The 13,400-nt window shown below is 71.0% G+C and carries 13 protein-coding genes; 2 read left to right on the top strand and 11 right to left on the bottom strand.

Annotated features, from left to right (window positions below):
• Positions 1-39: 39 nt before the first annotated feature.
• The 11 genes from ACQEU8_RS26515 to ACQEU8_RS26465 all read right to left on the bottom strand — a co-directional run bounded on the left by ACQEU8_RS26515 (position 40) and on the right by ACQEU8_RS26465 (position 10,064).
• Positions 40-1,119, bottom strand: coding sequence for a type III polyketide synthase (locus tag ACQEU8_RS26515; protein ID WP_433105336.1), 1,080 nt, complete (start codon positions 1,117-1,119; stop codon positions 40-42).
• Positions 1,116-1,601: a hypothetical protein gene (locus tag ACQEU8_RS26510; protein ID WP_433105334.1), complete on the bottom strand. Its 486-nt coding sequence runs from the start codon at positions 1,599-1,601 to the stop codon at positions 1,116-1,118. Before ACQEU8_RS26510 ends, ACQEU8_RS26515 begins: the two co-directional genes overlap by 4 nt.
• Positions 1,598-2,440, bottom strand: coding sequence for a bifunctional 2-polyprenyl-6-hydroxyphenol methylase/3-demethylubiquinol 3-O-methyltransferase UbiG (gene ubiG / locus ACQEU8_RS26505; protein ID WP_433105332.1), 843 nt, complete (start codon positions 2,438-2,440; stop codon positions 1,598-1,600). The genes ACQEU8_RS26510 and ubiG overlap by 4 nt, the downstream gene beginning before the upstream one ends.
• Positions 2,440-3,408, bottom strand: a complete 969-nt coding sequence (locus ACQEU8_RS26500; protein ID WP_433105330.1) for a hypothetical protein — start codon at positions 3,406-3,408, stop codon at positions 2,440-2,442. Before ACQEU8_RS26500 ends, ubiG begins: the two co-directional genes overlap by 1 nt.
• A gap of 5 nt (positions 3,409-3,413) precedes the next feature.
• Positions 3,414-4,613, bottom strand: coding sequence for an acyl-CoA dehydrogenase family protein (locus ACQEU8_RS26495; RefSeq protein WP_433105328.1), 1,200 nt, complete (start codon positions 4,611-4,613; stop codon positions 3,414-3,416).
• Positions 4,606-4,923, bottom strand: coding sequence for a hypothetical protein (locus ACQEU8_RS26490; RefSeq protein ID WP_433105326.1), 318 nt, complete (start codon positions 4,921-4,923; stop codon positions 4,606-4,608). Before ACQEU8_RS26490 ends, ACQEU8_RS26495 begins: the two co-directional genes overlap by 8 nt.
• Positions 4,924-5,148: 225 nt before the next feature.
• Positions 5,149-6,852, bottom strand: coding sequence for an MFS transporter (locus ACQEU8_RS26485; protein ID WP_433105324.1), 1,704 nt, complete (start codon positions 6,850-6,852; stop codon positions 5,149-5,151).
• A gap of 76 nt (positions 6,853-6,928) precedes the next feature.
• On the bottom strand, positions 6,929-8,161 hold the full coding sequence (locus ACQEU8_RS26480; RefSeq protein WP_433105322.1) for a cytochrome P450: 1,233 nt from the start codon (positions 8,159-8,161) through the stop codon (positions 6,929-6,931).
• Positions 8,162-8,276: 115 nt separating this feature from the next.
• Positions 8,277-8,726: a VOC family protein gene (locus ACQEU8_RS26475; protein WP_433105320.1), complete on the bottom strand. Its 450-nt coding sequence runs from the start codon at positions 8,724-8,726 to the stop codon at positions 8,277-8,279.
• 145 nt (positions 8,727-8,871) lie between these two features.
• On the bottom strand, positions 8,872-9,273 hold the full coding sequence (locus ACQEU8_RS26470; protein WP_433105317.1) for a VOC family protein: 402 nt from the start codon (positions 9,271-9,273) through the stop codon (positions 8,872-8,874).
• Positions 9,274-9,377: 104 nt separating this feature from the next.
• Positions 9,378-10,064 carry an SDR family NAD(P)-dependent oxidoreductase gene (locus ACQEU8_RS26465; RefSeq protein ID WP_433105315.1) on the bottom strand — a complete coding sequence of 229 codons (687 nt, stop codon included), beginning with the start codon at positions 10,062-10,064 and terminating at the stop codon, positions 9,378-9,380.
• A gap of 203 nt (positions 10,065-10,267) precedes the next feature.
• On the opposite strand from ACQEU8_RS26465, the gene ACQEU8_RS26460 reads away from it, so the two are divergent.
• Together ACQEU8_RS26460 and ACQEU8_RS26455 are read left to right on the top strand one after the other, a co-directional pair.
• Positions 10,268-11,923, top strand: a complete 1,656-nt coding sequence (locus ACQEU8_RS26460; protein WP_433105313.1) for a multicopper oxidase family protein — start codon at positions 10,268-10,270, stop codon at positions 11,921-11,923.
• Between the two features lie 134 nt (positions 11,924-12,057).
• A complete protein-coding gene (locus tag ACQEU8_RS26455; protein ID WP_433105311.1) occupies positions 12,058-13,269 on the top strand; it encodes an FAD-dependent monooxygenase in 1,212 nt (403 codons plus the stop codon).
• Positions 13,270-13,400 lie beyond the last annotated feature (131 nt).

Below are 13,400 nucleotides of genomic sequence, written 5' to 3'. Positions count from 1 at the left end.
TGTCGATGGGGTCGAAAAGAGTGCCGGAGGGAGCCCGGCTCAGAACCTGATCAGCGCGGATTCCATGGTCAGACCGGGTCCGAAGGCCATGAAGACGCCGTACTCACCGGGTGCGGGACGGACCTCGCGCATCAGGTGGTCCAGGATCAGCAGCACCGTCGGCGAGGAGCAGTTGCCGCGCGAGGCGAGGATGTCCAGCGAGGGCCGGACCGCCTCCTCGGGCAGCCCGAGCCGGTCCCCGATGAACTCGATGATCTTCGGTCCGCCCGGGTGGATGCCCCAGTACGCGACCTGGTCGCGGGTGAGCCCGTACGGCGTCAGCAGCCGTTCCACGAACGGCCCGATGGTCTCCGAGAGATACAGCGGCACATACGGCGAGAGCGTCATCCGGAACGCGTCGTCCATCACCTTCCAGGTCATGGCGCGGACGCTCTCGGGGTGCGTCTCGGTGTGGGTGCCCAGCACCAGCGGCCCGGAGACCTCCGGCGGCTCGTCGGTGTCGCCTGCCGCCAGCAGCACGGTGGCGGCCGCGTCCCCGAACAGGCCGTGCACCACGATCTGTTCCTTGGTCACCTCGGGCCGCAGATGGACGGAGCACACCTCAGCGCAGGTCACCATGGCCAGCTCGGCCGGACGCGCGGTGAGCGCGTCCAGGGCGACCTTGAGGCCGTTGAACGCGGCGTAGCAGCCCATGTGCCCGACGAAGGTACGGCGCAGGTCCTTGCGCAGCCCGAACTCCTTGGCCAGCAGCATCTCGGGCGTGGGACCCGCGTATCCGGTGCAGCTGACGAAGGTGTAGCTGCCCACGTCCGCCGTGGTCACCCCGCCGGGAGCCACGCTCTCCAGCACGGCGGCCACCGAGTCGCGGCCCATCGCGAAGGCGTGCTCCTCCCAGGCGGCCATCCGCTCACGCATGCTGGGGTAGCGCTCGGCGTAGTGCTTGTGCGGCGGCCAGGCCATGTAGCGCTCGCGCACCTGGGTGTTGAGGAACAGACTCTCGGCGTCCGGCACTTCGGCGTACAGCCCCCGGTAGAAGGCGTCGAACATCTCCTGCTGTCCGACGGGCTCGCCCACCGAGGCCGGGGCCAGGCCGAGGATCCGCGCCGCTGTCGCCGTCACGACACACCCACCCGCTGGTCCTCCGCCGCCTCCTTGATCGCCCGCAGAAAGCCCTCGGTGACCTCGTCGGTCTCCTTCTGCGCGAACGGTTCGATCAGGACGATCACCACCGGCGCCACATCGACCGACGCTTCCGTGCGGGTCTCGATACGCAGCCGCTGCTCACCGTCGTCGGCGCCGTCCTCGATGCGGAAGGTGCCCCAGGAGCGGAAGTTGTGCTCGCCGTACGGCTCCCAGCCGATCGCGTCCGGGTCCGAGGTGTCGAAGCGCGCCTCGTACTCCGGGGTGAAGGTGACGGCGCCGTTGGAGACGGTGGCCAGCCGGTAGTGGTACACGTCCGGGCCCGCCGCTGCCCGCTCCAGGCTCTCCACACCGGGCATCAGCCGGCCGCAGCCGACCACGTCACCGATCAGCGCACGCAGCCGGTCGCGTTCGCAGCGGATGGTGACGCTCTTGTCACTGGCGGATCGTACCCATGTCATCTCTCGGCCCTCCGGGGCCTCTCGTCCGGCGGAGCCGGGTTGTTGTTGGGATCCGTGGGGGATTTGACGGCGTGCCCGATGTAGCTGACGGCCGTGGAGGAGGTCAGCCCGAAGGTGCCGAGCGGGCGGCGGCGTACGAGAGCCGCCAGCAGCCGGTGCGGCGGTGCCGTCGGTGCCAGGCCGCGCGGGGCGGCCAGGGTCAGCCCGCACCGGGCCAGCGCGGCGCGCAGCTCGTGGGGGCGGATGAACATCCGCCAGTTGTGGGTGCCCGGGTAGATGACCCGCAGCAGCCGCTCCAGCACCAGGATCGCCATCAGATAGCTGGCGGCGGTGCGGTTGATGGTGTCGTAGACCAGCACTCCACCGGGCCGCAGCACCCGGGCGACCTCCGCGACCGCCGTGGGCAGATCGTGCAGATGCTCCAGTACGTCGGACATCAGCACCGCGTCCATACTGCCGTCGGCGAAGGGCAGTTCGTAGGCCGAGCCGACCTGGTAGGTGACCTCGACGCCGCTCGCCGCGGCGTGGGCGCGCGCGGTGCGCACCGAGCCCTCCGACAGGTCGAGGCCGGTGACCCGGTAGCCCAGCGCGGCCAGCGGTTCGCTCATCAGCCCGCCGCCGCAGCCGATGTCCAGCACCCGCAGCGCGGACCGGTCGCGGCCCAGCAGCTCGCGCACGGTGCGGACGAAGTAGCCCACCCGGGCCGGGTTCATGTCGTGCAGGGCCCGCAGCGGCCCCTGCGGGTCCCACCACGAGTCCCCGATGGTGGAGTAGTAGTCGTTGTCGATCGCCGCCGCGGCCGGGTCGAGCGCCGCGGTGTCCCTGCCGGTGGCCGCCATCACAACCACCTCGGGGTCTGCGTCGGGTCGATGCCGAACGCGGCCTTGCCGACCAGCTCCCAGGCGGTGTCGGCGTCGTAGCCGGGCCGCGGGCCGCTCTTCACGTCCTGCCAGATCCGGGACAGCCGGCGCTCGGTCTGCTGCCGCCCGCCGCGTATCTGCTCGTACGCCGTCGAGACCACCTGCTCGGCCACGGCCCCGGCCCGCAGCCGGGGAACGGCGCTGTCGGCGCGGGTGGTCGTGGTGTGCGGATCGTCCTCGGCACGGGCGTACGCGGCCAGCAGCGCGTCGGCCGAGGCCAGCTCGGCCCGCATCCGCGCCACCGCGAACTGGGTGCCCGGCAGCAGCGCCGGCGCTTCGGCGGGGCTCGCCGCTTCGGCCGAGCGCTCCTTGAGGTCGGCGACGGCCAGCCGGTACGCGCGCTCGGCCAGGCCCAGCAGTACGGCGGCCTCCGCGTGGTCGGCCGCGCGGGTCGCGGCGTCCTCGGCCGCCCGGTCCGCGGCGTCTTCGGCCGTCCTGGCCGCCGCACCGGTCGCCGGGCTGCCATCGGCCGCCGCCTGCTCGCTGGCGGTCGTGCTGCCCTCGGCTGCCGCCGTCCGCTCGCCGGTGGCCGTGCCGCCCTCGACCGCCCCCGCCCGCTCGCCGGTCGCCGTCGCCCGCTCCCGGGCCGCCGCCGCGTACCGCTCCGCCAGCGCGAACGCCGTACGCCCGCAACCGCCCGCGAGGATCCGCAGCAGCGCACCGCGGCGCACCACGGTGCCGCCCGGGTCCGCGCCCAGCGCGGCCGTCAGCTCCGTCAGGTTCTCGGCGATCCGGTCCTCGGCACCGCCGTCGGTGCGCCGCTTGCCGAAGGCGGCCGCCAGCTGTGCCGCTTCCTCGGCGAGCCGTTCCCAGGCCGTGTCCTGCGCGCTGTTCATTCCGCCGTGTCCCCTCTCCAGGTTCTGCGCGGCAACGTTGCTCGTGGGCATGCCGCTCACCCCGCCCACCGGGGCTCGGCGAACAGCGGTACGTCCAGCGCCTGCTTGCCCGCCCACTCCAGGACGACATCGGTGGCGGGCGGCACCAGCAGCCCCGCGACGACATCCCGGTACATCCGTTGCAGCGGATCGGCGGAGGCCAGCGAGGAGCCGCCCTGCACCTGCATGGCCAGGGTCACCACCTCGTGCGCCAGCCGGGTCACGGTGAACTTCATGATGCTCATGTCGATGTAGTGGCCCAGCGGGTCCGGTGTGTCGTGCTCGGCGTGGATCGCCGCCTCCAGATACGCCTCGGCCGTCGCCAGCTTGGTCGCCATCTCGGCCACCCGGAACTGGATGCCGGGCAGCTGCGCGTTCGGCTTGCCGATCACGCTGATGACCCGTTTGCGCTGGGTGGCGACCACATGCTCCAGGGCGCCGCGCGCGATGCCGACGAAGCAGGAGGCGAAGCTGCACCAGGCCCAGTGCACCCCGTTCATGAACAGCAGTGGCAGGCTGCCGCGTTCGCCGATCGACCACTTCTCGTCGACGAACAGGTTCTCGATGGCCAGCGAGTGACTGCCGGTGGCGCGCATCCCCGCCGCGTCCCACTCGGCGGTGACCCGCAGCCCGTCCTCCGGCGCCGGCTTGGGAATCAGAAACGCCATCGGCTGCGGCAGGCCCCGGTCGTCGGTGGCGGCGGCCGACAGGAACAGATGGGTGGCGCCGGGGAACCCGGTGAAGAAGCCCTTGCGGCCGTTCAGAATCCAGCCGCCGTCCACCGGCTCCGCCTTGGTGGTCGGATGCCACCAGTTGCCGCCCACGCCCGGCTCGCTGAAGCCGCCCGCGATCACGGCGCCGTCGGCGACCTGCCGGCAGGCCCGCTCGGTGCTCTCCCCGCCCAGGTTGGCGATCATGGCGAGCCCGTGGACGTGCATGTTCACCGAGAACGCCGTCGAGGCGCAGGCGGCGGCCAGCACCCGCTGGGCCGCGCACAGCTCGGCCAGGCTCGCCCCCGCACCGCCGTACTCCTCGGGCACGGTCATCGCCGTATAGCCGCTGGAGACCAGCTCGGCCAGGTTCTCGTACGGGAACGAGGCGTCGGTGTCGTGCGCCGCGGCACGCTCGGCGAACCCGGGCGCCAGCTCGCGCGCCAGCGCCACGAAATCGGTGCGGCCCGTGCGGCCCGCCCGGCCGCTGCCGGTGCCGCTAGACACGGGGCACCTGGTGCGGACGGGCGGGCCGCACGGACTCGGACGCGGCCAGCGACTCGGCCATCGAGCCGACGCTGTCGGACTCGGACTGGAACGTCTGGTCCAGCCAGTGCATCAGGTCGAAGTCCGGGTATGCCTCCCGGATCCTGCGGCCCAGCGCCTCCAGGTTCATCGAGTCGAATCCGAGGTCCTCGGTGAGCGAGGCCTCCGGCGCGATCTCCTCCGCCCGCAGGGCGGGCTTGACCGCGACCAGTTGGACCCGTAACGCGTGCAGGTGGTCCGTAATGAAAGCTCCGTCGAGCACGTCGATCATCTCCAGGGATTAGGACGGTCGCGTGCCCCGGAGAATGGCCGCCCCGACTCGCACCGGGCTCAAAGCGCCCCGACTCGCTCAAGACGCCCGACCCGCACCCGGCTCAAAGAGCGCGATGCATCCGGGAGCCCGACGCGCCGCACCGACGGCACGCTTCCGCCCACGAGCGGAGCCCCGGTCCTGGGATCAGGACCGGGGCTCCGGTCGTGTGGGAGAGACGGTCGGTCAGCTCTTGGCTTCCTCCGTCTCGCTCTCCTCGCCCCAGCTCTCGTAACCGCGCACCTCGCGCGGCATCGTCTGGGCGAGCAGCGCGACGACGGCCAGGCCACCGACCGTGAACCACACGAAGCGCCCGAAGGTGTCGGTGAACATCTCGGCGCGGCTGGCGTCGACCGCCTTGTCCACGGCCTGCTGCACCTTGGGGTCGCTGCCGGCCTTCTCGAACACCGGGCCACAGCTCCTCGGCTGCTTGTCGGGGTTCTCCTCCTCGGCGTAGTCGAGGAAGCACGGCCGCAGCTGGGCCGAGAGCTCGCGCGCCTCGGATGCCGAGGCGCCGGCGGCGGTCAGCTGGGTGCGCAGCTGCTTTTCGTGCCCGTCGAAGGCGCCAGGTGCGGCATTGGCGAGCGGCGTGAACAGCAGGACGCCCAGCAGTGCGGCCCCCGTCGCGTTGCCGAGCTGTACGGCGGCGCTCAGCGAACCGGAAGCCGCCCCCGCATCCCGGCCCGCCACGTGCGCGCCCGCGACGGTGAAGGCCGGGCCGATGACGCCGCCCATGCCGATGCCCGCCAGGAAGAGGCCCGGGGCCAGCTCCCACCAGCTCGCGCCCGGCTCCAGGGCCAGCGCGAACCACAGCATGCCGCCGGCCATCACCACCGCGCCGGCGGTGAGCAGATGCCGCCCCAGCTTGCCGACCAGACCGTCGGCGGCGCCGGAGGTGAGCGCTGCACCGATCGCCCACGGCAGGAAGAGCAGCCCGGTACGCATGGCGCTGTAGCCGAGGCCGATCTGCAGGGTGAGCGAGATCGCCAGGAAGAAGCCGATCATCGTGGCGTCGAAGACGAACAGCACGATGGTTCCCGCGCTGAATCCGGGCTGCCCGAACAGCCGCAACGGCACCAGTGACGAGTCGTCCCGTCGCTCCTTGGCGCGGGCGTGCAGCGCGTAGCCGGCCATGACGAACGGTGCCGCGACCATGGCAACGATCATCCAGGTGGGCCAGCCGCTGGTGCGCCCCTGCACCAGCGGATACAGCAGGAGCAGCAGGCTGGCACTGACCAGGATCACGCCGAGGATGTCCATCCGCAGCGGGAAGTCCGACTTCGTCTCCGGCACCAGCACGGACGCCGCGAACAGCGCGGCAATCCCGATCGGCACGTTGACGAGGAAGACCGCGCGCCAGCCGAGGCCCAGCACGTCGTAGGCGACGAACACGCCGCCCAGCAGCGGCCCCGCCACCGCGGCCAGCCCGGTCACGGCGCCGTATGCGCCGCTGGCGCCGCCGCGCTCGTTCGCCGGGAAGATCGCGTAGACCGTCGCCATGATCTGCGGCACCATCAGCGCGGAGGCGATGCCCTGCACCGCACGCGCGGCCACCAGCGTCTCGACATTGGGCGCGATGCCGCACACCAGCGAGGAGACCGTGAACAAGCCGATGCCCAGCAGGAAGATCCGCTTGCGGCCGTAGCCGTCCCCCATCCGGCCGCCGGTGATCAGCCCCAGACCGAACGCCAGGGTGTAGGCCGTCACCACCCACTGGGATGCCGCGTAGCCGGCGTCCAGGTCACTGCGGATGTCGGGTAAGGCGATGTTGACGATCGTGACGTCCAGCAGGTCCATGAAAGCCGCGGCGAGCAGTACCCCGAGCGCCAGCCAGCGCTTGGGGTACGGCCCGGCCGCCGGGGTCACCGAGTTGTCCGCTGTGGTGGTCATGTCTCCAACTCCGCACTGTCGGTGCTATGAGGTTGTGGGCGGTCCGGGGTTTCGGCACGTGTCATGGGCGGGGCCGTCACCAGGCGACGGGCAGCTCGTCCAGACCGCGGATCAGTGACCCCGTACGCCAGGTGAGATCCTCCTCGGGCACCGCGAGCCGCAGGCCGGGAAAGCGGCCGAGGAGCGTACCGAGCGCGATGTGCAGCTCCATCCTGGCGAGTTGGGCCCCCAGACAGAAGTGGGCGCCGTGCCCCATCGCCAGGTGGTGGTTGGGCTCCCGGTGGAAGTCCAGCTCGTCGGGGTGATCGAAGGCGGCCGGGTCACGGTTGGCGGCCCCCAGGTCCACGATCACCGCCTCGCCCGCGGCGACCGGCACCCCGTGCAGCACCGTGTCCTCGGTCACCAGGCTCGCGAACGCCGAGCCGGCACCGGTCGGCACATACCGCAGCAGCTCCTCGACGGCCCTGGGCCACAGCTCGGGGTGCTCGCGCAGCTCCTGCGCGCGTGCGGGATTGCCCAGCAGGACGTAGGCGAAGTTGGTGATCTGGTTCAGGGTGGTCTCGTGGCCCCCGATGAGCAGCGCCACCCCCAGCCACACCAGTTCCTGTTCGGTCAGCTTGTCGTCGTCGTCCCGTGCGGTCACCAGCGCACCGAGCAGATCGTCGGTGGGGTTGGCGCGGCGCTCGGCGACCAGTTGGGCGAAGTAGCCGAAGAAGTTGCCCATGGCGGCCTTGACCTCGTCCGAGTCGAAGGCCGTGGTGCCCATGATTCCCTCGGTGAAGGCGCGGAAGTGCTTCTCGTCCTCGACGGGTACGCCCATCACCTCGCAGATCACCCGCACCGGCAGCGGTACGGCCAGATGCCGCACCAGATCGGCGGGTGCGCCGTGCGCCACCATGCCGTCCAGCAGTTCGTCGACGGCCTTCTGGATGCGGGGGCGCATGGCCTCCACCCGGCGTGCGGTGAACGCCTTGCTGACCAGGCGGCGCAGCCGGGAGTGCTCCGGCGGGTCGAGCGTCATGATCGTCCCGGCGGGCGGGGGTTCGGGCAGCAGCCGGGGTATCGCCGGGTTCTCCGCCGCAGCCGCGCGGCTGACGGCGGGTGAGGACATCACCTCGCGCACCGCCTCGTAGCTGGTCGCCAGCCAGGCGCTGCCGCCGTGCGGCATCGTCACCCGGGTGAGCGGGGCCTCGGCGAGCAGCCTGGCGTAGCCCGGGTGCAGATCCAGGCGCGTGGGCTCGCCCAACGGGTAGGCGAGGGGCGGCTGTTCCTGCTGCGGTGCCGAGGGCTGCGGACCTGTCGTGGTCACACCTGGCTCCCTTCGAAGGCCGTTCTTCCATGCGGAGGCTGCAGTGATGTGACCGGCCGCACCGGCCAGGGTCCCAGCCGCGCCTCGAGTCCGCCTTGAGCGCGGCGAGACCTGTTCATGCGCCGCTCCAGCCGAAGTCGTGGTTGCTGTGCGTCGTGATCTGCACGTAGTTGCCCTCGGGGTCGGTCACATACGCGTGCCGGTCCCCCCAGGGCTGGTCGCGGGGCTCCAGCACGACCGGAGCGCCCGCGTCGCGGAGTGCGCCGACGGTCTTGTCGACGTCCTCGACGATGACGGTGATGTCGAAGCGATGGCTGCCGGACGTGCCGATGTCCGGCAGTGCGGTCGAGTCGCGTACGGCTGCCGCGTCGGCCAGCGTCAGATGGAAAGCGCTCCACTTGAGCGTGATGAAGACCGGTTCCTCCTTGGTGGGGAACCGGTATGTCTCCACGAAACCGATGGTCCGGTAGAAGGCGGCCATCGCCTCGATGTCCCCGGTGAAGAGGGTGGGCTGGCCGGCCCGGACGTCGTTGTCGGCGACGGCCGCCGTGTCGTCCCCTGGCACGTTGGATACCTCCTGCGGGTTCGCTGTTGGCCGGAGAGGGCGGGTCGCGGCCGTCGACGAACCGCCGCACCCTCCCCGTTGTGGCTGAGTGGCGTTGCGGCGGAAGCGGGTTTCCGATTCCGCCGCAACTGCCTTGCTCGGCCCGTCAGTTGTTCGGCGGCGGAGGCTGGACCTCGGGGGTGCGCTCGCCGATGTTGAAGAGGGTGCCCAGCGGGTCCTTGAAGTCCGCCGACAGGCCCCAGTGCTCCTCGGTGATGTCGTTTGCGATCTCGACCCCGCGCGACCGCAGCTCCTCGACGGTCTTGTGGATGTCGTCGCAGTAGAACGCCGTGTGCGAGCGCTGTCCTGCCGTGCTGGGCATGCCCTCGGGACGCTGCGCCAGGATGAGGATGGCCCGCTTGTCCGGCGTCACCACCTCCACCCACCCCGCACCCGGGCACTCCTCGGAGTCCAGGTGGAGCCCGAAGCCCATGGTCTTGGTCCAGAACTCTTTGGCCTTTTGCTGGTCGTCGACGAAGATGAAGATCTTGTTCACGCCGTTGATCACTGGGAGTACCTCCGCAGGACTGTGATGGGCTGTCGTCCCCAGGAGTAGCCAGCGGCCCTCGAAGATGTCTGGGGACGTGGTCGGGGCCTCCGCCGCCGGTGCGGCTACCAGCCGATGACCGACTCCCGCCGCAGGAAGACCCCGGACGGCCCGTCGTCGGGCAGGGTGGCCGCGCGCACGATGTGTTCGGCGGCCTCCAGCGGTGTCTGCTGTGCTTCGGGCCGCATCCGGGTACGGACAAGTCCCGGGTTGATCGCGTTCACCAGTACGCCGGTGCCCTCCGTCTCCCGGGCGAGCAGGACGGTCAGCGCGTTGAGGGACGCCTTGGAGACGGAGTAGGCGGGGCACGGGCCGGGGAGGCCGAGAGCGAACGAGGCGGTGCCGCTGGAGACGTTGACGACCCGTCCCCAACCTTCGCGCACCATGTCCGGCACGAACGCCTGCGCCATCCGCCAGCCGCCCAGCAGATTGACCTCCAGCGTGCGGTGGACCAGCGCCAGATCGATCCCGGTCGGCTGCTCGTCCCAGTCGAGCTGCACCCCGGCGTTGTTGACCAGGATGTCGACCCCGCCCACCGTGGCGTGCAGCTTGGCCACCGCCTCGGCGTCGGTGACGTCCAGCTCGGCACCGGACGCCGGCTCGCCCAGCCGCTCGGCGGCGGACCGCGCCTCGTCGCCGTCCCGTGCCGCGACGATCACGCGGTGCCCGCGCTCGTGCAGCAGCGTGGCGACCGCGTATCCGATGCCGCGATTGCCGCCGGTGACCAGAGCAGTCCTGGAGACGTCCGCCATGGGATCGCCCTTTCGGTGTCGTTGTCGTAGGTGGACCTACGTCGTCGTCGTACGCGGAACCGCGTCGGTGCCTACGTCGTACGCGGACCCGCGCGGACCGGGGCGGCAGCATCCCGCGTCCCGGTGGAGCCGTGCTCGACCGCGGATGCGTCAACTGCCGCGGACACCAGCGAAATTCGAGCGCCCTTCGGCATGCTGGAGCGATGACCAGTTCGCCGCACAGCGCCACCCACGACCCCACCGGCGCCGACCAGCCCGACGCCGGAAAGCAAGCCGACTCGGCGGCCGGGCCGCCCGCCCGCACCCGCGGGAAGGTCATCCGCCGCCGCATCCTGATCGGCGCCGGCTCGCTACTGGGCCTGGGCGCGCTCACCGGGGGCGCGTACGGCATCAACTTCGCGATGGTCTACCGCGACCGCAAGCTCTCCAACGTCGGCGAGCTGGACTTCCGTAATCGCCTGGCCATTCCCCGGCTGCTGGAGCCCGAGAAGGACAGCCGCGGCCGACGGCACTTCACCCTCAAGGCACGCGCCGGCACCAGCACCCTCGTACCCGGCAAGAAGACGCCCACCTGGGGCATCAACGGGGCGTTCCTCGGCCCGACGCTGCGGGCCCGGCGCGGAGATATGGTCTCCGTCGCCTTCACCAACGGGCTGCCGGAGACCACCACCCTGCACTGGCACGGTATGCATCTGCCCGCCGAGATGGACGGCAGCCCGCACCAGGCCGTCGCCCCCGGCTCGGTGTGGCGGCCGAGCTGGCGCCTCGACCAGTCGGCGGCGACGCTCTGGTACCACCCGCACCCGCACGGCGAGACCGCCGACCACGCCACCCGTGGCATCGCGGGACTCTTCCTGATCGAGGACGAGCACTCCGGCGACACCGGTCTTCCGCAGACCTACGGCGTGGACGATGTGCCCCTGATCCTCCAGGACCGCGCCTTCAACGACGACGGCTCAATGTCGCTGCACGGGTACTCCTTCCGGGAGGAACTGGCCGGAGCCGGCACCTCCGGTGTTCTCGGCGACACGATCCTGGTCAACGGCACTCACAACCCGCACCTGGACGTCGCGACCCGGCTGGTGCGGTTACGCGTACTGAACGGGTCCAACGCCCGCGTCTACAACCTCGGCCTCACCGACGGCCGCGCCTTCCACCTCGTCGCCCAGGAGGCGGGCCTGCTGCCGGCCCCGCTCCGGATGCGCCGCCTCCAGCTCGCACCCGCCGAACGCGCCGAGATCGTGGTGCCCTTCGAACCGGGCGACAAGGTGGTGCTGCGCAGCTACGCGCCGGACCTCGGCGTGGGTTTCCCCAGCAGCCGGCTGGACGGCGGCGAGGACACCTTCGACCTGCTCCAGTTCCGCGCCGCGAAGAAGCTGCGCGGCCCCGGCGAGCTGCCCGCCAAGATGTCCGGAGCACCCGAGACGGTCACGGCACCGGACTCGGCGCGCACCCGGAAATTCGAGCTGTCCGGCTTCCAGATCAACGGGCGGACCATGGACATGAAGCGTATCGACCAGGTCTCGCCCGCCCGGGCGGTCGAACTGTGGGACGTGGAGGCCATCGACGGGGCGCCGCACTCCTTCCATGTGCACGGCACCAGCTTCAGCGTCGTCTCGTACGACGGCGAGTCCGTCCCCGAGCGGCTGCGCGGCCTCAAGGACACCGTCTATCTGCCGCAGCAGAAGACGCTTCGGCTTGCCGTGCCGATGCCCGAGTACACCGATCCGGCCACGCCGTACATGTTCCATTGCCACATGCTCAAGCACGAGGATCAGGGCATGATGGGCCAGTTCACCGTCGTCAAGCCCGGAACGGAGCGCTCCGCGCCACGGCGCATTTCGGGGGGCCATCACTAGGGCTTGCCCGGCGAATTTTGCCGCGCCCCTTACGGGGCGCTTGAGCGGTTCGAGCGGTCCGCAAGGGGGGTTTCCTACCCTCGCCGCACTGTGGCAGAAGGGCTGCCCGGTCTTGACGAGAGGCGAGGACGAGCATGGGTAACCCACAAGCGCCAGGGCCGAAGCGGCAGCGTAGGGCGCTGCTCATCGGCTGCGGGATCGCCGGCCCCGTGCTGGCTCTCTTCCTCCAGCGGATCGGCGTCGAGGCCGTCATCCACGAGGCGAGCGAGGCACCACGCGACGACGTGGGCGCCTTCCTCAACCTCGCCCCCAACGGGCTCGCCGTGCTGGAAACCCTCGGCATCAGGGAGAACGTCGAGCAATACGGATCGCCGACCACCAGCACAGCCTTCCTCAACCACCGCGGCAAGCAGCTGGGGGAGAACCCGGCCGAGACGCTGCTCCTCAAGCGCGGCCTGCTCAACAAGGGGCTGCGTGAAGCCGCCGTCGAGCGGGGAATCCGCATCGAGTTCGGGAAGGTCTTCGAGAGCGTCACCTCCCGGGCCGATGACGGAGTCACCGTGCACTTCCGCGACGGCTCCACCGCCGAGGGCGACTTCATGGTCGGCTGCGACGGCATCCACTCCAGGACGCGGTACTCGGTGCTGCCCGACGCGCCCAAGCCGACGTACACGGGCGTCATCGGCACCGCCGGCTACACCCGCTCCCGGTACGGCGCGCCCGAGGACGGCACGATGCGGATGTCGTTCTGCCTCGACGGGTTCTTCGGCCACCAGACCACACCCGGCGGGGAGATCTACTGGTTCGAGAACTACCACCAGGCCCGCGAGCCCGAGCGCGGCGAGATCGAGGCCGTCACCCACGAGGAGTGGCAGCGGCGGCTGGTGGCCAAGCACCGCAAGGACCACTTCCCGGTGCCGCAGCTCATCGAGGACACCCCGGCGGGCATCCTCGGCTACCCCATCTACGACATGCCCTCCCTGCACACCTGGTACAAGGGCCGGGTCTGCCTGATCGGTGACGCGGCGCACGCCACCTCGCCGCACGTCGGGCAGGGCGCCTCCATGGCGATGGAGGACGCGATCGTGCTCGCCAAGTGTCTGCGGGACCTGTCCGACGCGGAGAGCGCCTTCGCCGCGTTCCAGCGCATCCGCAAGGGACGGGTCGAGAAGATCATCAAAGAGGGCCGCAAGACCGGCAACCAGAAGGCCGCCACCAACGGCTTCCAGCGCGCGGTGCGCGACCTCGTACTGCCCTTCTTCCTCAAGCTCGGCGTCAAGGCGACCGAGCCCGTCTACTCCTACCGCGTCCCGTGGGACGAGCCGGTGACGGCCGCCCGCGTCTGAGTACCGCAACCACCCGAGGGGCGCGCCCGATTCACGGGCGCGCCCTCTTGCGTGCGCCTGCGCCCAGGGGCGGCCGGTGTTTCGAGGCCGCCTCCACCGCCCCTCCGGCCGCGCAGCGCACGGTGCCGGGG

The organism is Streptomyces sp. CA-250714 (assembly GCF_050936705.1).
Taxonomy (GTDB): domain Bacteria; phylum Actinomycetota; class Actinomycetes; order Streptomycetales; family Streptomycetaceae; genus Streptomyces.
Note: the sequence above shows the minus strand (reverse complement) of the source record. Positions and strands in the feature narration are given on the sequence as shown.

Bases quoted from the DNA above. Each gene is read 5' to 3' on its own strand.
- ACQEU8_RS26490 (WP_433105326.1), bottom strand. From the start codon at position 4,923: ATGATCGACGTGCTCGACGGAGCTTTCATTACGGACCACCTGCACGCG.
- ACQEU8_RS26455 (WP_433105311.1), top strand. From the start codon at position 12,058: ATGGGTAACCCACAAGCGCCAGGGCCGAAGCGGCAGCGTAGGGCGCTG.
- ACQEU8_RS26510 (WP_433105334.1), bottom strand. From the start codon at position 1,601: ATGACATGGGTACGATCCGCCAGTGACAAGAGCGTCACCATCCGCTGC.
- ACQEU8_RS26500 (WP_433105330.1), bottom strand. From the start codon at position 3,408: ATGCCCACGAGCAACGTTGCCGCGCAGAACCTGGAGAGGGGACACGGC.
- ACQEU8_RS26460 (WP_433105313.1), top strand. From the start codon at position 10,268: ATGACCAGTTCGCCGCACAGCGCCACCCACGACCCCACCGGCGCCGAC.
- ACQEU8_RS26485 (WP_433105324.1), bottom strand. From the start codon at position 6,852: ATGACCACCACAGCGGACAACTCGGTGACCCCGGCGGCCGGGCCGTAC.
- ACQEU8_RS26465 (WP_433105315.1), bottom strand. From the start codon at position 10,064: ATGGCGGACGTCTCCAGGACTGCTCTGGTCACCGGCGGCAATCGCGGC.
- ubiG (WP_433105332.1), bottom strand. From the start codon at position 2,440: ATGGCGGCCACCGGCAGGGACACCGCGGCGCTCGACCCGGCCGCGGCG.